General features: G+C 35.3%; 23 protein-coding genes and 2 pseudogenes. 12 read left to right on the plus strand and 13 right to left on the minus strand.

Features of this window, described 5'->3' with window-relative positions; all coding sequences use genetic code 11:
* Positions 1-36: 36 nt before the first annotated feature.
* Both CQZ94_RS08575 and CQZ94_RS08580 read right to left on the minus strand, forming a co-directional pair.
* Positions 37-561, minus strand: coding sequence for a cysteine hydrolase family protein (locus CQZ94_RS08575; RefSeq protein WP_105585042.1), 525 nt, complete (start codon positions 559-561; stop codon positions 37-39).
* A 43-nt stretch (positions 562-604) separates the two neighbouring features.
* The gene (locus CQZ94_RS08580; protein ID WP_105585043.1) at positions 605-1,144 is read right to left on the minus strand and encodes a GNAT family N-acetyltransferase; all 540 of its coding nucleotides are present in this window, start codon (positions 1,142-1,144) and stop codon (positions 605-607) included.
* A gap of 221 nt (positions 1,145-1,365) precedes the next feature.
* Here CQZ94_RS08580 and CQZ94_RS08585 point away from each other — a divergent pair, with 221 nt between their 5' ends.
* A complete protein-coding gene (locus tag CQZ94_RS08585) occupies positions 1,366-1,869 on the plus strand; it encodes a kinase (RefSeq protein ID WP_105585044.1) in 504 nt (167 codons plus the stop codon).
* Positions 1,870-1,897: 28 nt separating this feature from the next.
* Here the strand turns inward: CQZ94_RS08585 and CQZ94_RS08590 are convergent, their stop codons facing one another.
* From CQZ94_RS08590 to CQZ94_RS08600, 3 genes are read right to left on the minus strand one after another with little or no spacing between them, the layout of a single operon-like run.
* Entirely contained in the window at positions 1,898-2,572 is a 675-nt protein-coding gene (locus CQZ94_RS08590) for a hypothetical protein (RefSeq protein WP_105585045.1), read from the minus strand.
* Positions 2,573-2,631: 59 nt separating this feature from the next.
* On the minus strand, positions 2,632-3,195 hold the full coding sequence (locus CQZ94_RS08595) for a GNAT family N-acetyltransferase (protein ID WP_105585046.1): 564 nt from the start codon (positions 3,193-3,195) through the stop codon (positions 2,632-2,634).
* 44 nt (positions 3,196-3,239) lie between these two features.
* A complete protein-coding gene (locus tag CQZ94_RS08600; RefSeq protein ID WP_105585047.1) occupies positions 3,240-3,731 on the minus strand; it encodes a nitroreductase in 492 nt (163 codons plus the stop codon).
* 263 nt (positions 3,732-3,994) lie between these two features.
* Here CQZ94_RS08600 and CQZ94_RS08605 point away from each other — a divergent pair, with 263 nt between their 5' ends.
* From CQZ94_RS08605 to CQZ94_RS32220, 3 genes and pseudogenes are all read left to right on the plus strand, one after another.
* Positions 3,995-4,375, plus strand: coding sequence for a VOC family protein (locus CQZ94_RS08605; protein WP_105585048.1), 381 nt, complete (start codon positions 3,995-3,997; stop codon positions 4,373-4,375).
* 52 nt (positions 4,376-4,427) lie between these two features.
* Positions 4,428-4,913: a GNAT family N-acetyltransferase gene (locus tag CQZ94_RS08610; protein WP_105585049.1), complete on the plus strand. Its 486-nt coding sequence runs from the start codon at positions 4,428-4,430 to the stop codon at positions 4,911-4,913.
* A 3-nt stretch (positions 4,914-4,916) separates the two neighbouring features.
* Positions 4,917-5,088: pseudogene (locus tag CQZ94_RS32220) on the plus strand (BBE domain-containing protein); the annotation flags it as partial.
* A gap of 54 nt (positions 5,089-5,142) precedes the next feature.
* On the opposite strand, the gene CQZ94_RS08620 reads toward CQZ94_RS32220, so the two are convergent.
* Complete coding sequence (locus tag CQZ94_RS08620) at positions 5,143-5,700, minus strand: class I SAM-dependent methyltransferase (protein WP_105585050.1); 558 nt, start codon at positions 5,698-5,700, stop codon at positions 5,143-5,145.
* 504 nt (positions 5,701-6,204) lie between these two features.
* Here CQZ94_RS08620 and CQZ94_RS08625 point away from each other — a divergent pair.
* Positions 6,205-7,041 carry a COG4705 family protein gene (locus CQZ94_RS08625; RefSeq protein WP_105585051.1) on the plus strand — a complete coding sequence of 279 codons (837 nt, stop codon included), beginning with the start codon at positions 6,205-6,207 and terminating at the stop codon, positions 7,039-7,041.
* A gap of 134 nt (positions 7,042-7,175) precedes the next feature.
* Here CQZ94_RS08625 and CQZ94_RS08630 read toward each other — a convergent pair whose 3' ends face one another.
* The 3 genes from CQZ94_RS08630 to CQZ94_RS08640 form a co-directional block, all read right to left on the minus strand.
* Positions 7,176-7,721: an NADPH-dependent FMN reductase gene (locus tag CQZ94_RS08630; RefSeq protein ID WP_105585052.1), complete on the minus strand. Its 546-nt coding sequence runs from the start codon at positions 7,719-7,721 to the stop codon at positions 7,176-7,178.
* A gap of 179 nt (positions 7,722-7,900) precedes the next feature.
* Entirely contained in the window at positions 7,901-8,899 is a 999-nt protein-coding gene (locus CQZ94_RS08635; protein ID WP_105585053.1) for a hypothetical protein, read from the minus strand.
* Positions 8,889-9,467, minus strand: a complete 579-nt coding sequence (locus CQZ94_RS08640; protein ID WP_105585054.1) for a sigma-70 family RNA polymerase sigma factor — start codon at positions 9,465-9,467, stop codon at positions 8,889-8,891. Before CQZ94_RS08640 ends, CQZ94_RS08635 begins: the two co-directional genes overlap by 11 nt.
* A 130-nt stretch (positions 9,468-9,597) precedes the next feature.
* On the opposite strand from CQZ94_RS08640, the gene CQZ94_RS08645 reads away from it, so the two are divergent.
* Both CQZ94_RS08645 and CQZ94_RS08650 read left to right on the plus strand, forming a co-directional pair.
* Positions 9,598-10,080: a hypothetical protein gene (locus CQZ94_RS08645; protein ID WP_105585055.1), complete on the plus strand. Its 483-nt coding sequence runs from the start codon at positions 9,598-9,600 to the stop codon at positions 10,078-10,080.
* Positions 10,061-10,183, plus strand: coding sequence for an IS66 family insertion sequence element accessory protein TnpB (locus CQZ94_RS08650; protein WP_142395784.1), 123 nt, complete (start codon positions 10,061-10,063; stop codon positions 10,181-10,183). Before CQZ94_RS08645 ends, CQZ94_RS08650 begins: the two co-directional genes overlap by 20 nt.
* Before the next feature lie 79 nt (positions 10,184-10,262).
* On the opposite strand, the gene CQZ94_RS08655 is transcribed toward CQZ94_RS08650, so the two are convergent.
* The 3 genes from CQZ94_RS08655 to CQZ94_RS08665 form a co-directional block, all read right to left on the minus strand.
* Complete coding sequence (locus CQZ94_RS08655) at positions 10,263-10,799, minus strand: DinB family protein (protein WP_142395785.1); 537 nt, start codon at positions 10,797-10,799, stop codon at positions 10,263-10,265.
* 218 nt (positions 10,800-11,017) lie between these two features.
* Entirely contained in the window at positions 11,018-11,296 is a 279-nt protein-coding gene (locus CQZ94_RS08660; protein ID WP_105585058.1) for a hypothetical protein, read from the minus strand.
* Positions 11,280-12,326, minus strand: a complete 1,047-nt coding sequence (locus CQZ94_RS08665; RefSeq protein WP_105585059.1) for a DUF2332 domain-containing protein — start codon at positions 12,324-12,326, stop codon at positions 11,280-11,282. The genes CQZ94_RS08660 and CQZ94_RS08665 overlap by 17 nt, the downstream gene beginning before the upstream one ends.
* A 420-nt stretch (positions 12,327-12,746) precedes the next feature.
* Here CQZ94_RS08665 and CQZ94_RS08670 point away from each other — a divergent pair, with 420 nt between their 5' ends.
* Positions 12,747-14,249: a malate:quinone oxidoreductase gene (locus CQZ94_RS08670; protein WP_105585060.1), complete on the plus strand. Its 1,503-nt coding sequence runs from the start codon at positions 12,747-12,749 to the stop codon at positions 14,247-14,249.
* A 177-nt stretch (positions 14,250-14,426) separates the two neighbouring features.
* Here CQZ94_RS08670 and CQZ94_RS08675 read toward each other — a convergent pair.
* A pseudogene (locus CQZ94_RS08675) lies at positions 14,427-14,876 on the minus strand (substrate-binding domain-containing protein); the annotation flags it as partial.
* 89 nt (positions 14,877-14,965) lie between these two features.
* Here CQZ94_RS08675 and CQZ94_RS08680 point away from each other — a divergent pair.
* The 4 genes from CQZ94_RS08680 to lsrF are packed head-to-tail and all read left to right on the plus strand — an operon-like array spanning position 14,966 to position 18,637.
* Positions 14,966-15,898: a sugar-binding transcriptional regulator gene (locus CQZ94_RS08680; RefSeq protein WP_142395787.1), complete on the plus strand. Its 933-nt coding sequence runs from the start codon at positions 14,966-14,968 to the stop codon at positions 15,896-15,898.
* A complete protein-coding gene (gene lsrK / locus CQZ94_RS08685; RefSeq protein WP_105585061.1) occupies positions 15,898-17,460 on the plus strand; it encodes an autoinducer-2 kinase in 1,563 nt (520 codons plus the stop codon). The genes CQZ94_RS08680 and lsrK overlap by 1 nt, the downstream gene beginning before the upstream one ends.
* Positions 17,461-17,485: 25 nt before the next feature.
* Positions 17,486-17,848, plus strand: a complete 363-nt coding sequence (locus CQZ94_RS08690; RefSeq protein ID WP_105585062.1) for a cupin domain-containing protein — start codon at positions 17,486-17,488, stop codon at positions 17,846-17,848.
* A gap of 6 nt (positions 17,849-17,854) precedes the next feature.
* On the plus strand, positions 17,855-18,637 hold the full coding sequence (gene lsrF / locus CQZ94_RS08695) for a 3-hydroxy-5-phosphonooxypentane-2,4-dione thiolase (protein WP_105585063.1): 783 nt from the start codon (positions 17,855-17,857) through the stop codon (positions 18,635-18,637).
* The last annotated feature ends 99 nt before the right edge of the window (positions 18,638-18,736 follow it).

Genomic DNA, 18,736 nt, shown 5'->3' on the forward strand with positions numbered 1-18,736 from the left:
AAAGGACGCCATTCTATAATGACGTCCTTTCTTATATTAAGCTTCTACTTTTAAATCTTTTAATGCAATAACATCCGCAAATGCTCCAAACACTACGTTATGATGCTTCACAATATCTTCAGCACGTAATACATCTGTATCAAACGTACTATGCGCATCACTTACTAATGTTACTTTATATCCTTCACTAAACGCTCTACGCGTTGTTGTATCAACACAGTACTCAGTTTGCATTCCTGAAATAATAACGTGCTCAATGCCTTTTTCTTGTAAAACTTCGTTCAAGTTCGTCTTATTAAATGAATCGGGTGTCGTCTTTTCAACGATACTATCACCCTCTTGCGGAGCAATCGCCGCATGTACTTTCCAACCATCTGTCCCTTTTTCTAACGGATGACCTTTTGGCCCATTATGTTGGACATAAATAACCGGAATACTATTCGAACGACATTCCCCAATAAGCTCTTGTAATGTTTCTAATAACTTTTCCCCATTATGTACTGGGATTCCTGCTGTATACATACCCGCTTGCACATCAATTACTATTAATGCTTTTTTCATTTCACACAGCTCCCTTTGTTTGTATAAGCCCCCTGCATATTCATTATAATTGTTTATATTCCACCATCCAACAATCTTCTAAATTCCCTTCGTGAAGTTCATGTTTCTTTAATATTTTTACCTTTTTAAAGCCGCACTTTTCATAACAACTTATCGCACGTTCATTATTTACTCTAGGATCCATCGCTATTGCTTCAACTTTCAGTTCATCTAGAATATATGTAATTGCAGCTTGCACAAGATTTGTTCCAATTCCTTTTCCCCAATATGTCGCTTCACCGATGAATTGGTCCATCCCCCATACATGTTGCGTTTCTTTATACCCATATAACGCTTTCCATTCAGAATTCACCGGGTACATTTGTATGTAACCAATAGGTATTTCATCGAACTCTACTAAACATCTTTTTTCAAGACTGTTTGGATTATGTATAAAATGATCAAGTACCTTTTCTACAGATTGCGGATTATCTCTTCCTTCGTAATATTGTAAAACTTCTGGGTCTGTTAACCATTTTGAAATGATAGGTGCATCTTCTTCTATTACATATCTAACTAATAATTGTCCCTTTTGGAATAACATAGGTCACCTCCTTATTAGTTACTCTTATAATAACTTTTCTATATGTGGACATTAAACTTTTAAAATTGCTTCTACTCGCATAATCCCCAAATAAGAAATTATTCTGTTCAACTCAAACTGATTATCATAAACTATTACTTAACAAACTAAAAGAATGTTTCCCATAATGATGTTCTTATGTAACAAAATCTAAAAAACTAAAACAATTTGGAGATGAGACTTTGAAATCAACATTAATCATTCTTCGAGGAAACTCCGCAAGTGGCAAAACAACAATCGCAAAAGAACTGCAAGAACATTTCGGTCAGGGAACACTTCTAGTCTCACAAGACGTTGTGCGTAGAGATATGCTAAAAGTGCACGACACAATGGGTAACTTATCTCATGATTTACTATTTGAAATTACGAAGTACGGAAAAGGAAAATGCGAATTTGTTATTTTAGAAGGTATACTAAACAATCGCAGATATGGAGATATGCTGAAAGAATTAATACATTATTTTGACGGCAACGCGTATACATATTACTTCAATTTATCGCTTGAAGAAACGATTAGACGGCATAATACGAGAGAAAAACGACATGAATTTGGAGAGGATTCATTAAGTAAATGGTATAATCCGAACGATACAATTGCGGTCGGTAGCGAGACTGTCTTTACAGATGATTTCACGCAAAAGGACATATTTCATGCGATTCTTAATGATGTGACGCATAAAAAATAAGACTACCTCATTATGTCAGTCTTATTTTTTATGTTCCTTGAATTTCAGTTTTCATAGCGGAACACTCTTTACATAAATAATAATGTATATTCATTTCCCCGAACTGAAAATCAACTACTGGAATAAGTTCCCGTTCCTCAAGATCTTGTGTAATTGTAGCAACATATTTCATCTCTTTCGAACAAGTTGGACATCCTAAATCTTCTGGAACATCATCGTATAGGGGCGCTCCTAACAATCTACATACATATTCCGAACCGAATAAGTCAAAAGCTTCCCAGTAACTATCTTCATCAGTAGGTATATCTTCATTTTTCATATTCGTTAGCTTTACATTAGTTTTTGGAAGATTGACCGGTAGCTTATCCTCATCTTCCATAATCCACTTTTCCGTATTGTCTTGCTTTATTATTTGTACCGTTTTACCACCATTACTTAATTGAAAATATTGCGGCTCCCACACCATCGCACAATTCAAGCAAGAGACGAATGGTAAAACATTCATTTCATCATTTTTAAGTTCAGCAAGCCTCTCATCTTTCAAATCTAAACTAAAGATTTGATGCATTTTCTCACCGCATAACTTACATAGTGGTAATTCACAATCTTGACCACCGAAATAATGATTATATGAATCTTTCCCTTCCATTACTCTATACCCTTTCATTTGATTGCAATGTGTGCCATATAATTCCATTGTCATATTTAATCCTCGCTTCATTTAAATCAATAAATTCTTATCCTTTAACCTTTATAACATAATTACACTTCAAATTTTAAATACCAATAAATCGCAACTTCATCATTTTGCTCATTTATCCCTTTATAAACAAGAAAATCTAATCCCCCAATTACAAATCCACATTTCTCATAAAACTTACATGCTGCCACATTATTATTTTGTGTTTCAAGCATAATGCCTGGCATATTACCGTCTTTTGCCCACTTCTTTGCTTGTACTATTAACCTTCTACCAATTCCGAGTTCTCGACATTCTTTATCCACTTTTATATCTTCTATGTATGCATAGCGATTCCAATTCTTTTTCAATATCATAACTCCTACGATCTGGTTATATAAGAGCGCTATGTAAATTACTTGATTAGGATTATTCATATATTCATTGTACGCTAGCTCTTCATCGTCATCATACTTATCTTCTAAATAACTTTTTTCATAGCCAGGTACTTTTTCGACTGTATATTCTATTTTGTTATTTATTTTTGAAACAGAAAGAACTAACCGGGTATTCACTGTAAAACTATCATCAATTGCAGGTAAATAGTCTAAATCATTTATTTCTAATTTTCTAATTAAAAGGTTCATTATTTTCTCCTTAAAATAAACGTTTCATATCTTTCTTCTTTATACTAAATAGTTGTCGCAATTCCTGCTAGAAATAAACTTACGATCGCTAAAAAAGGCGTACCCACTACAGCCCCTCTTAAATGAAACTGGTAATCTTTATATCCCTGCATCCCTTCTGTACTAGGAATAACTACAAACCGCGGAGTAATCCAGCAAAATATAAGCCAATCAATTATAAGTAAATCTACTAAATTGAAAATCATTAAAATGCCAAAAGTATGTAAATAAGCCTCAATATACAATAATTTTTCATGGTGATGTAGTATATATGTAGAAACAAAAGGTGTACCGAAGAGAATAATATTATATATAAGTCCGAAATAAATCGTTTGCCTTTTTTCATTTATCGATTTTGGAAAAACTATTTTTTGAATATCTTTCGGATAATCATTTAACCAAAGACGGGGATTATAATACAAAGACCCTAATATCATAATAGACAGTATAAAAGACATGGAAATACCGACAATCAGCATTTGTTCAATTTGCCCCACAAATTAGCCCCTCCTTATTTACAATTGGTATGTACTTAATTCACTTAATTAGACATTGTATGCATGATACAACCTAAAAATTAACAAATATTATTATTAAAACTTTTTCGTTATTACTTGATTTTCCCTAACGTCCATGCTTATTTCTTGCAATATGGTTGCAGATTTAATAAAGTGAACATCTAATTAGTGTTGTTCACCTTCGCTAATTATTACAGAGTAAATATTTTTAAATTTACATAAAGATAGGATTGGTGAAACGAATGAAAATCGAACATATCGCAATTTGGGTAAATGATTTAGAATTAATGCGTACTTTTTATACGAAGTATTTCAACGGCAAAGCAAACTCTTTATATCATAATGAAGCAAAACAATTTGAATCTTATTTTATTACGTTCGAATCTGGAGCGCGCCTTGAAATTATGCGTAAGAAAGGTATAGAGAACGAGCCTAATCTTAATATAACTGGCTATGCACATATGGCTTTCTCTGTTGGAAGTGAAGAACGTGTAAATGAACTGACAAAAACGTTAAAAGAAGCAGGCTATTCTTTATTAAATGGACCACGTTTCACTGGAGATGGCTATTACGAAAGTGTAATAAGCGATCCAGAAGGCAATCAAATAGAAATCACTATTTAGTTATCTTTTATCTTTTCTGAAGAACAAATGAAGATTAGTTTGGAGGAATACTATGCATAAGCTACATTTCAAAAAATTTGAAGCAACAGATTTCAATCAATACTTTCAGCTCGTATCAAATGAAAAAGTGATGGCACAAATTACAGAGCGTGCAATTCCGTTAGACGAAGCGCAAAACGACTATAAAAAACTGTTAACGCGCAATGAAAAACATAAATTATTCGGCTCCTACAAAGTGTATGATTCTATTACAAATGAATTTATCGGTCTTGGACATGTAACAGCAAATGAGGATGCTACAAACGAAGCTGAACTTGGTTATATGATATTGCCGGAGCACTGGGGAAAAAGATACGGTAGCGGGATTGCAGCAGAATTAATGGATATAGCGAAGCAAACAGATGTAAACGTACTAAAAGCAATTATCGATCCAAACAATATCCCCTCTCGAAAAATTTTAATAAACGTTGGTTTTACATCAGAGAAAGTTTGTGAAATTGATGGATTGCCTGGGGAGATTTTGAGTAAATATATTTAACTATATAAAAAGGCGATGCTACCACTCACAAAAGGCGTTTACGTTAATACACCCGACCTCTCTATTTAAGATTGGCCAGATGCTTACTACAGGCTATAACTTTGACCGGTTAATGGAAGTAAAGGCTAAATATGATCCGAAAAATATTTTCAACTTCCCGCAAAGTATTCCGTTATCGTTTATATTTCTTTTGCATGATAGTGATTTGGTTTCGTACCTCCCCATCACCTTACATAAAGCAAGTGAACACGAAAGCCGGTGGAATATTCCAGTTTATTTTCTTCACCTCAATATTTGCAAAAAAAGACCGGAAAAATTGGTGTTTAAAACGTGTATATTGGAAAGTAATAAATTTCCCATCTTCCCCTAATACTTCTTTTGTTACCTGTAATATCTTTGTAGAAGTATCAAGGGATAAACTGGTAAATGGCAATCCTGAAATAATATAATCCACTTGGGTAATTTTATATTGCTGAATATACTTTTCCGTATATTCGGCAGAGTCATGAATAATGTACACATTTTCCATGTGTGAGTATCGCTCTTGAAGTATACGGTAAAACTGTGCGTTATTCTCAATGATTAGCAATACTGTTTCATTATGTTTATGTTGAATGAGCTGTTCCGTAAACACTCCAGTTCCTGGTCCATATTCAATAATGCATTTTGCTTGTTCAAAATTTATAGGGGCTACCATTTGTTTTGCAAGTTGCTTAGAACTTGACAATACTGCTCCTACAGTTCTTGGGTGCTTTATATATTCACTTAAAAAATGTAGTACATGCATAGTCTTCTTCCTCTTTCCTTGTAGGATACAAGGTATACTCTACTAAAAAAATATTAGAATACGATGAGAAATACATAAGATATTCTTAATGTCCCCCTAAATACAAAAGAAACTTAACCAACAAGTCACACATGCTTTAACATGGAGAAACAAGTATAATAGCGCCACATGCTTGTTATTATGACGTTCTTGGCATGCGAGTCATGCTTGTAGAGACTCCATGTCAAACTAATATCGCTCTGTACTTTTATTTTGCAGAAAACGACCAACTTAGGATATCAAATGAAGAGTGTCAATTTTGCTGTATTTTCTATGTCGCGAACAAAGAAAATATATACTTTTTTAACTGTATTTGTTAAATGAAAAAGACACTTTAGAAATTTCTTTTTTCATCCTCTTTTAATGATTTTTTCATCCAAATTTCATCTGAATCTCATTCTTATTAGTTTCACTCTGTATATAAATTGGCGTTGGCCATAAAAAACTAGTAAGGAGGAATCCTACATGAAATATTATGAGAAGGATCAGGATAATAATAGAGAAAATCCATCCATTTCTGATGAAGTCGCTTCCGTTTCATCACGAGGCTGGCAGATGCTGAACAAGGTTCCAGAAGTCACGATTTTCTTCTGGATTATCAAAATCATGGCAACTACTGTGGGCGAGACAGGCGCAGACTTCTTAAATACAAACCTGAACTTTGGCTTGACCAAAACGACTTTTGTTATGAGTGCTCTCTTGTTCATCACACTGTTCTTCCAGTTCAGGTTGAAGAAGTATGTTCCAGGGATTTACTGGTTCACTGTCTTGCTGATTAGTGTTGTCGGCACGCTAGTCACCGACAATCTTACGGACAACTTCGGGGTCGCTTTAAAGACGACCACCATCGTTTTCACCCTCGCGCTACTGGCGACTTTTGCCGCTTGGTACGCGAGTGAGAAGACATTGTCCATTCACTCTATTTACACGACAAAGCGAGAAGCATTCTACTGGTTGGCTATCCTATTCACCTTCGCCTTAGGTACTGCAGCTGGTGATCTCGTAGCAGAGAGTCTCAACTTAGGTTACTGGATTTCAGCACTCATATTCGCCGCATTAATTGGGGCTGTAACCGTCGCTTACTACCGCTTCAAGCTAAATGCAGTGTTGGCCTTTTGGATCGCCTATATCTTGACTCGCCCTTTCGGCGCCTCTTTTGGCGACTACCTATCACAGCCTCACGATGCCGGTGGTCTTGGTCTCGGTACGGTTGGAACAAGCGTAATCTTCCTCTTAACAATCTTGAGCTTAGTTATTTATTTGACCAAGACGAAAAAAGACGCGAGCCCGAGCCTTAATTAATATATATTTTGTCTAAACCTTAAAATAGGTGACATGATTTCCTAATCGTTATTACAAAATTTCAACCAAAAGAAAATTAAAAGGCAATACTACTTTAAACTAACAGTAGTATTGCCTTTATATAAAATAAATCATTATTCCCTTATTTCGTCTACTATACTATGAATTAAAGAAATTAGAGCTTGTTTTGTTCCCTCATCTGTAACTTTTGCATCATCACTAAATTTAGTGCGTACAGACGGGATTAATAACGAGCCATTTTGAACGACAACTGTATCTAACATGCCTAGTGTAAGTAACAAAGATTCATGGGCTTTATCCCCTCCCGCAATTGACGGTGAAGCTGTTATGATAGCCACTGGTTTTTTATATAGTTCCGCTGATGAAACAAGCCATTCTAACGCATTTTTTAAAACTCCTGGTATACCTTTTGCATACTCTGGCGTACAAATAATAAGTGCATGTGCTTCACTTAATGTCTTTCGAAATTCTTCAACAACAATAGGAGCTCCAACTCGATCTACATCCGGATTAAAATGAGGAAGTTCCTCTATTCCCTTATAAATAGTGTAATCTATACCTTCTGGAATAAATGCTGCTAAAGTTTTTAATACATTTGTATTAGATGACCCTTCCCTAATACTGCCTGAAATCGCTATAACCTTTTTGTGTTTGCTCATATGATCGCCCCCTACGAACATCATACTTATACGACCATAGAAAAATCAAAAATATTGAATCATTTATCAAATGTACATCTATTAAATTTGTTTACATAATAATATTATGTTTTTAAAATCCAAACATTATTACCGTTATTACTTTCATCGCTTTGCATTTAGTCTCTACATACCATGCACTATTCCACCACCGAAAGTAAAACTTTCTCAAGGTCTTTTTTAGACAACATACTATCGTTTACATACACTTGATATGCATTTCTTCCTTCTTTTGCTGGCACAACTATTTTCATAGCCCGTACATTTGACTCTTTATACTCACCGAATGTAATGTCATATCCGTTTAATTTATATGTTACAATGTCTTTATAAAAATTTGGTCCTTTTTCAGTTGCTTTATCAAATGGTTCTTCAATAAAATAATCTTTTTTATCATCTTCAAGTATTTCTAATTGATGAATTGTAAATCCTAATTCCGCATTCGATGTAGATGGCTTTTTTTTCACATTACGATCTTCATATCTCATCGTAATTAGAGGGATTGGTTTTCCAACCGTTGCATTTGCTTTTGCTTCTTCAAATACTAGTTGATACCCAGAAGGAATATATGTAGGACGCTTTATTGGAAAACCAATTATTTGTTCGGCTTGTTCATATGTATATGTAAAATGTTGATCTAATCTTTCTTCATATTTGTTTAACTCTTCCATTACCTCACTATCTCTTTTCTCTTCATCAGCATTTAGACGGTCTGTAGCTGTATATTTTCTTTCCTCATTCTCTACGACACTAACTTTCTTATAAAAATGATATGTTTCTTGTAATAACTCTACATATTTTTCAAAGTCCTCTGTTGCAAATAGTTTTTTAGCGACTTCTATCCTTTCCATTAATCCTATATAACCGTCCTCTGACATCCCCATATCTTTTCTCGCTTCTTCTGGTGTACCTACAATCTTATCCATTATTGTTGTACCCGCAAAAGTACCAGTTGGTATAAGAACAGCCGCAGCTACAAAGCCAAGTAATAACTTTTTCTTCATAGAAGTTTTCCCTTTCTTTTTCATTTGTTGGTATTTATGAAAAGAGGTTTGTACTTTATCTTCTAGATTAGGTGTGGGTTCGAGTGTCTCTGCTTTTCTTTTCAATTCATCCGTTATATATTTTTCAAAATCCATTTACTTCTCCCTCCCTTACGGCTGGCATATGCTCCATTTCTGTTCTTAATCGTTTTAGTGCTATATGTAATCGAGATTTCACTGTACCAATAGGGATTTGAAGAAGTGCAGCAATTTCATCCAAGCTATATTCATGGAAGTAACGCATAATAACAACTTCACGATGCTTATAAGATAATTTTTGTACAACTTCCACTATTTCACTTCGTGTTTCTTTATGTAAAATACCTTCATCCATTATGTAAGACCGATCTTGTTCATACATTTTCTTCTTTTCAAAGATTCGAAATCGCCGCCACGATTTACGACGCCAATCCTGTACTTGCTTGACAACTAGTCCATGTAACCAAAAACGAAATGAACGGTTCATATCATAATTCGTTACAGACTTCCACATTTTGATATATACCTCATTAACTATATCGTCTACATCTTGGTGTTGATTCCCTAATAAAAATACTACTGTTCTATAAATATCTTTACTTGTTAATTCATAAATAACTTGAAAGGCTTCTTTGTCCCCAGACTCCATTTTATACAGCCATTCTTTTAATTCTACTTCATCCAAAATTACGTTCCCCTCTCATGATCCTTCACACTATATTCGTCCGTTTCTCACAAAAAGTTCATTTTACATAAAAATTTATTTATTACAATAAAAATATAATATATATTTTACAGAAAGGAGGATTCGTATAATGAACAAAGAGGACAAAATTCATGCTGAAAATGTATTAAAACATCTCTTTATAGGATCGCAAGTTGATGGCCTACAGTTTGGTCTTTCTCCAACGACTATAAAGATCCATTTTACAAATTTTGATGCTGCAGTTAATTATGATGGACAGTTATATGTCAACATCGAATCGAAATGGTGTTTATTTAATAATCCACCAGAAAAGTACCCTTCTAATGAAGATGAATTTGACGATTATTCCGAGGAAGAAAAATATAATAGAATTTTTAACATGAGAAGGCAGAAAGTTATAGACCTGCAATTAGGTAAGGAAACTCCACATTTGTTTATCTTACTTGAGAACGGAAAAATCATATTTGTAAATGGTTTTCATGACTATTTTGAATGTTGGCAAGCTGGGGTCCAATGTGAGGATTGGCTTGTAGTTGCTACACCTGGTAATGAAATTGCTACTTGGACTCCCGATGAATTTACTAATAAATAAGATGTCAGAAATCGCAATTGAAAAAGTATATCTTGCACAAGGAGAAACAGATTTACGTAAATCAATTGATGGACTAGCGACTGTTGTAAAAAAGCATTTATAATTCCACTGATACGCAGAAAAATAAAAAAGAGAATGATTCAGAATTTTATTTCTAATCATCCTCTTTTTATTTTTATATTTTAACATACTGGATATGCATTAGAACCCAAATAACGTTCTTTTATAATTTGACGATGATGAAGCTCATGACCAGCGATAATGTTTGCTAATGCAAGAACCGTGACTTCAGAATTGTTCGCAATTCCCCTTTGTACCCAAGCTTCTTTATCTAAACTTTTAAGCAATTGCACAGTAGATTGGCGAACAACTGTTAAATTCTCAAGAAGATCTTGCATAAATTGCTTATCAAACGCTGCTCTAAGAACATACATATCATCGTTATATCCAGGAAGTTCTGCTGTCTCGCCTCTTGCTATGGAAAGCAATCGATATGCCATAATACGTTCAGTATCCGCAATATGACCGATTACTTCTTTTATACTCCATTTATTAGGAGCATATCGAAAATGTCCCTCACTATCAGAAATATCCTTCAATAAAAGATTCGTTTCCTTCATTTGTTGCTCTAGAATATGTATGATATCTCCATCTGATATTAAGTTTATGTACTTTGAATAATACGGGTTATATTCATTTGCTTCTGGTCTCTTTTGCATGCTTATCATCCTTTTTATTTTATCTTTATATACAACTTGTTATAATGATATTATCATATTAATCTGAAAAATTAAATTCTAAAACAAAAGGTCCACATCCTAATCGAATGATATCTATAAAGATTCATTTATAGATATCACAGAAACTAGTACTTTCGCAACAACTAGAACGCTTGACTCTTTCAAAGCAACAATTGATATGTTTTTTCCTCCAGTATTTATCCTGTACGATTACTTAATACAATTTGACTCTTCAACGATTGGTTTAATTCAAAAGAACTACATAATAATTCAGAAAATGATTGAGAACCCCTTGGGATTTCTCCCAAGTATTTTTGTATGCTAAGTATCTTTCTATTCCTGTAACTATTTATACCCTGTTTTAGCTTTTTCTCCACGTTGTTCGCCCTACTTACGATTCTTCCCTCAGCTTGTTGATTAGAAATATAGGTGATGGAGCCCGCAGTGATTAAGATCACATTAACAAAACGACTCATTCCCAATCCTCCAACTAAACCATCTCCCATGCCCTTCCGTTTCCCCAAAAGTTTCACAATATTCGTTTCCGTGAATATAATAATCAATATGAAGGTCCCGATCCCACATGTTGTTATATAGGTGAAATACATCACGTTTTGCACCAATTTCTTTAATTTGTTTTTCTAGCGTATGTTTTACATTTCCAGGTATTTGGTTTGCCACATGTGTATGAAAAATACAAATAACAGCATCTTCGCTGATTTGATCTGCAATGGCCGGAAAAAGTACTACACCGTCTCCTTCTATTAATCTTACTGATTTTTCTTTTACGAGAGCTGCTGCTTGATCAAACTTTTCAAGTCTTTCTTTATGTTCTGGCCAAATAAGCGCGCGTAACCATAAATAATCTTCTTCATCATTTAAATCGTTCACATGTAAATCTATTCCGATTCTTTGTACGACAGGTGGACTTTGTTTTAAAAGGGAGGGCTTCTTCTCCCCTTTTATTTCTGATTGTAAATGAACATTTGATTGTCTATTTCCATACACTTCTTCCGTTCCATATGAATAACGATATTGATCCCAAAACAGTTGTAATCCCGCACTTGTACCAATTTCTATTAACGCCAATGGTTTGTTCACTTTATTAAATATGTAACAGAAACTTGGATATAAATAGGCACATCGTCTTACTTCATTCGTTTGAACAAGTTTCGTTTGTAATAAAGAGATAATTTCTTCTCGATATACGTGGCAAAAATCTTTAAATTGGTAAAAGGCATTTTCAAAATTTATATCAGCATTTTCAACTAAACTTTGATAATACTTTTTTAAACTGTGCTCTTTTCCTTTTAACAATAAATAATGGACCGCACCTAATAATAAGTTCGGAACCGGTTGACCAGGTTGTGCGTAGGAAGCTAACGTAAGAACTTCCTCATCTTCAGAAATTTTTATTGATAAGTATTCGTATAAAGGACTCGATCCTTTACATTCATTTACGGAAAAACCCCGAAATAAGTTTACGACTTGTTCTTTTGTAAGCATTGGTATCCCTCCTGTTTATTTTTCAGAATAATCTTATCATTAATTTATTATTTACTCTATTTTTTCAAATTAGATGTTACAAAAATAGAATTTTACTAGTTTCCAAAGATAAAACATAAAAATAGAAATTTTTTTGGGATAACATCAAACTGGAATTCTTCTCCAAATCCCGCTTTACTACTATGCTTTTTACCCTTATGACAGAAGAATTCTATGAAATAAAACGTTAAATAGTTTAAAATTATCAGATAACACTAGATATTTTAGTCTATTAATTATTATAATAGACTATGAGATGGTTATATAATTGAGACAAAAAAGGTAAATACCTAGGTGGGGCCTAGGCGGTGTTTTCTTTTTACGGCTTAGATATAAAAACACCTACTCTTTTTTGCCAATATAGGGGATGGAGAGATTATCATGAGCAACATGCAGCAAAAAACAGACGTTATCTTAATTGGCGCGGGAATCATGAGCGCAACGTTAGGATCATTACTGAAAGAATTGGCACCTGAATGGGAAATTAAAGTATTTGAAAAACTCGCAAATGCCGGAGAAGAAAGTTCTAACGAATGGAATAATGCCGGTACAGGACATTCTGCGCTATGTGAGCTTAACTATACATCCGAAAAATCTGACGGGTCTATAGATATTGGTAAAGCTGTAAAAGTTAATGAACAATTTCAACTTTCAAGACAATTTTGGGCGTATCTTGTAAAGAGAAACTTAATTCGTAATCCACAAGATTTTATTATGCCACTACCTCATATGAGTTTGGTACAAGGGGAAAAAAATGTCGAGTTTCTAAAAAATCGTTTTGAAGCGCTTTCAAAAAACCCGCTATTCCAAGGAATGGAATTTTCTGACGCTCCTGACACATTAAAAAAATGGCTTCCACTCATTATGGAAGGCCGTAACTCTAATGAACCGATGGCTGCAACGAAAATTGACTCTGGAACAGATGTTAACTTTGGTGCGTTAACGCGTATGTTGTTTGATTACTTAAAAAGTAAAAATGTCGAGCTAAACTACAAACATAGTGTTGAAAATATTAAACGCACGAAGAATGGTTTGTGGGAAGTGAAAGTACATGATATGAATAGTGGTAAAATCGAACATCATACTGCAAAATTCGTCTTTATCGGCGGCGGTGGCGGTAGTCTACCTCTACTACAAAAGACTGGTATTCCTGAATCAAAACATATCGGTGGATTCCCAGTAAGTGGACTATTTATGGTATGTAAAAACCAAAAAGTTATAGAGCAGCATCATGCAAAAGTATACGGTAAAGCTAAAGTTGGTGCTCCGCCAATGTCTGTACCTCACCTTGATACAAGATATATAAACAACGAAAAAGCTTTACTGTTTGGACCATTTGCTGGCTTCTCACCTAAATTCTTAAAAACTGGCTCAAATCTTGATTTAATCGGTTCTGTAAAACCGAATAACGTCTTAACGATGTTAGCAGCTGGTGTCAAAGAAATGGGATTAACAAAATACTTAATCCAACAAGTTATGTTATCACACGAAAAGCGTATGGAAGAATTACGTGAGTTTATTCCGAGCGCTAAAAGTGAAGATTGGGATATTGTCGTTGCTGGTCAACGTGTGCAAGTAATTAAAGATACTGATGCAGGTGGTAAAGGAACACTTCAATTTGGTACAGAAGTTGTTAGTGCAAATGACGGATCAATCGCTGCGTTACTTGGTGCTTCTCCAGGTGCTTCTACTGCTGTTCACGTTATGCTTGAAGTATTAGAAAAATGCTTCCCAGAACGTATACTAGCATGGGAGCCAAAAATAAAAGAAATGATCCCTTCATATGGCATATCACTTACGGAAAATCCAAGACTGTTCCAAGAACTTCACGCTTCAACAGGACGCACACTTGGGTTAAATGAAAAAGAAGCTGTTCACAATTAATGAATAGATTAAAAAAACGACATAATAAAAACGTCCGATATATCCGGACGTTTTTATTATGTCTGACGAAGAAATATAGTGACTAAAATTATATCGGCGATTTTTTCAATATGCCAGCGATTCGACAAAGGATATCGATTTACTGACAATAAATGACAAACATCCATTAACTCTCAACTAGAAATTATACTTATCAATATTATCCTTCGTAAATACAACTCGTTCAGGAAGTGCGATAATACCGTTTCCTTCTGCCTCATAGTCATACCCTTGAATAGAATTTGGTTCTACTTTCACTTTGCCGATTCCTTTTACTTCAAAGCTATCTCCTACTTTTAACTTCTTCCCTTTTACAACAATTTCATTTGCAACATACGTTGCGAGTGCACCTTGTTGTTTAACATCCCATAAACCGAATTGTTGTACTGTTCCTCGTTTTACATAATCACGCATAACATTTGGTGTTGAAAATCCTGTTACGACTACTTTTTTATCCATTTTCAAATTCTCAGCTGCTTGCGCCATCGCTGGAAGTGCTGTTGCATCTGGACATATTACTGCGTTAATATCCGGATATGTTTTTAAAATACTCTCCCCTACTGATAAAGATTTTTGCGCTTTATTTTCACTGGACTATTTATCGCTTCAACTGGAATAAACAAAATAGCGAACACATATGTTTAAGCAGTGGTCAATTGTTGAAAGGGATGAAGAGCATGTCACAGCTGAACTTTGAAGACAATTTGTTAACAAAAGTAGCTTGGTACTATTATAAAGATCAATTAACCCAGCAAGAAATTGCTTCACTTCTTCACATTTCAAGAAATAAAGTCGTCCGGTTGTTAGATAAAGCACGGACGGAAGGTGTCGTCACATTTCACGTAAAAGGTACTGGTTTGCACTGTTTAAGCATCGAACGTGACCTTATGAAAAAATTCCATCTAAAAGATGCTTTCGTTATTCCAACGCCAACTGAGGATTATGCATCTTCACTCGGAAAAGCTGCCGCACAATATTTAGAAACTCAATTGCAACAAGGTGATTTACTTGGGATTGGCTGGGGAGAGACGATAAGTAAAATGCTAGAAAACATTCATTTTGATAGCTCTATGAATCTTTCAATCGTTTCTCTTACGGGAGGCGTAAATCACTATATTCCAAGAAATCAAAGCTATTTAAACTACATGCAAGGCGATCTTCATATTATTCCTACCCCTTTTCTAACATCTACAAACGAAATGACGCAAATTATTCTATCTGAACCGAGCGTGAAAGATATGCTTCATGTCGCTTCACTCGCTCATACAGCAGTAGTTGGCATTGGTGGTTTATCTCAAGACGCCACAATTGTGAAAGAAGAAAAATTAACACTACGTGAAATGACTTATATACGTAGTCAAAACGGGGCCGGAGATATTTTAGGGCAATGTTATAATACTGACGGAAAACAATTAGAACTTCCCCATCATAACCGTCTTATCGGCACACCACTCTCTGTTCTTCAAAATATGAAACATGTCGTTGGTGTAGCTGGCGGCACAGAAAAGATAGATGCAATTTACGGCGCCTTAAAAGGAAAATTCATTCATACATTAATTACCGATGAAGAAACTGCCCTCTCCTTATTAAGAAAGGAAGGTGACTCTTAATGTCTACTCTATTAGCTTACGACGCTGGTACAGGAAGCATTCGAGCAGTTCTTTTTGATTTAAATGGTAATCAACTTGCCGTTAGTCAAAAAGAATGGATTCATAAATCAGATAGTCGTTACTCTGGTTCTATGAATTTTGATGTAATAGAAAACTGGCAGCTCGTTCAAGAATGCACGAAGGATGTTATTCAAAAAAGTAATACGTCCCCCTCTTCTATTAAAGGTATTAGTGCAACGAGTATGCGAGAAGGTTTTGTTTTATACGATAAAAACGGGCAAGAAATATGGGCTTGTGCAAATGTTGATGGCCGCGCATCAGCAGAAGTTAGTGAATTAAAACAAATTCGTTCCGAAATTGAAGAAGATTTATATAGAAAATCCGGTCAAACTTTTTCGTTAGGTGCTTTACCTCGCTTACTTTGGATTAAAAAACATGAACCAGACGTGTACAAAAACATTCATTCCTTTACGATGTTAAACGATTGGATTTTATATAAATTGTGCGGCGTACTGCAAATTGATTCTTCAAATGGATGTACGTCCGGTATATTCGATTTACAAAATAGAGCTTGGGATAACTGGGTTGCTGAGCAATGCGGTCTTACTCTAGCCTTTTCTCCAAAAGTAAATGAAGCTGGTACAGTTATCGGGAATATCACACAACGAAGTTCTGAATTAACAGGATTACATGAAGGAACACCGGTCGTTGCTGGCGGCGGAGATGCACAAATGGCATCGCTTGGAACTGGAGTTGTAAAGCCTGAACAAACATTTATATGCGGGGGCAGTTTTTGGCAACAAGAAGTAAATATAACAAAACCAGAAACTGATCCAAATGCGGCGATTCGTGTAAATTGCCACGTCATTCCTAACCTATGGCAATACGAAACAATCGCTTTCTTCCCTGGCCTTGTTATGAGATGGTTTCGAGATGCTTTTTGCCAAGAAGAAAAAAGGCTCGCTGAAAAACTCGGTGTAGATGCTTATGAATTACTAGAAGAACAAGCGAAAGAAGTTCCTGTAGGCTCACATGGCATAATCCCCACTTTTTCAAATGTAATGAACTATATTTCTTGGCGACATGCTGCACCATCCTTTTTAAATTTAAGTTTAGATGCTGAAAAATGCGGTAAAAAAGAAATGTTCCGTGCAATAGAAGAAAATGCCGCCTTCGTTACATTCGGAAACTTGAAATTAATAGAGGCTCTCACAGGTAAATTTCCTTCTGAAGTGATTTTTGCTGGCGGCGCTGCTAAAGGAAAACTTTGGCCACAAATACTAGCAGATGTCCTCGGAATCCCTGTTAAAGTACCAGTTGTAAAAGAAGCAGCTGCTTTAGGTACGGCAATTGCAGCTGGAATTGGCGTAGGGATTTATAAATCTATGGAGAAAACCGCCGAGCAATTTGTACAGTGGGAAAAAACGTTTGAGCCAAACGCTGAAAATCATGAACGATATAAAGGGTACTATGATACATGGAAAACAGTGTATGAAAGTCAACTTTCTTTAGCTGATAAAGGACTTACATCACATATGTGGATTGCGCCTGGTGCATTGTAACAAATTACATAAAGGAGTGAACGGTATGCTTAAAGTGAACGAAAATGATTTCTCCTATCGCTTCGGTGATAACGGTCCTAAATATTTAATACAAGGTCCAAATATCGATCTTGGCCTAGTCGTGATTCAGCCTGGGCAAGAGTTTCAAAATCATTATCATACAACGTGCGAAGAAGTCTTCTATGCGTTAGAAGGCAAAATAGATTTCTATGTTAATAACGAAAGAGTTCCGATCAAACAAGGTGATGTCTTGCAAGTTCGACCTCATGAATCTCATTATCTTATTAACCATTCCGATAAGCCTTTTAAAGCTGTTTTTATAAAGTCACCACATTTACCAAATAAAGATACAGTACAAACGGAAAATCCAACATTAACGAAGGAGTGATTTCGAATGACTTGGGGATTTAAAAATCGATTAAACACAATTTTACCTGACGGCAGAGCAGTTATGTTAGCGATAGATCACGGCTACTTTTTAGGACCAATTCACGGACTAGAACAACCGTTAGAAACAGTTAAAAACTTGCTTCCATATACAGATTCCCTCTTTTTAACGCGCGGTGTACTCAGCTCCTGCATTCCTGAAAACTGCAACACACCGATGGTTATGCGTGTATCAGGCGGGGCAACTGTAGTCGGCAAAGATTTAGCGAATGAAACAATTGTTACACCTGTGAAAGAAGCAGTAAAACAAAACGCAATTGGCGTCGGCGTTTCTGTTTTCGTTGGATCAGACTATGAAACACAAACTGTTTCAAATCTCGCAAATGTAGTCTCTGAAGCTCACGATTACGGCCTGCCAGTGCTCGGTATTACCGCCGTTGCGAAAGAACTACAAAAACGTGAAGCTCGCTTTCTAGCACTCGCCTCCCGCGTATGTGTTGAAATGGGAGCTGACATTATTAAAACGTATTACTGCGAAGGATTCGAAAAAATTACGAGCACATGCCCTGCCCCAGTCGTAATCGCGGGAGGTCCAAAACTAGATTCAATCGAAGACGCATTAAACATTACGTACAATGCGCTGCAAGAAGGCGCAATTGGGGTAGATATGGGCCGAAACATATGGCAGTCCGAACATCCTGCTGCAATGATTCAAGCGATACATGGTATTGTGAAAAATAGATTGAATGTGAAAGAAGCGCTTGAATTATATGATGATGTGAAAAATTAAGGTGAAAGATAGACCATTACACTTCAATATATACAAAGTCAATATTCTACTATAAGGTAAAGCCCATATGTTAGATTACTTGACAATCTAACATATGGG

Source organism: Bacillus sp. MYb209, from assembly GCF_002975175.1.
In the GTDB taxonomy this organism is placed as follows: domain Bacteria; phylum Bacillota; class Bacilli; order Bacillales; family Bacillaceae_G; genus Bacillus_A.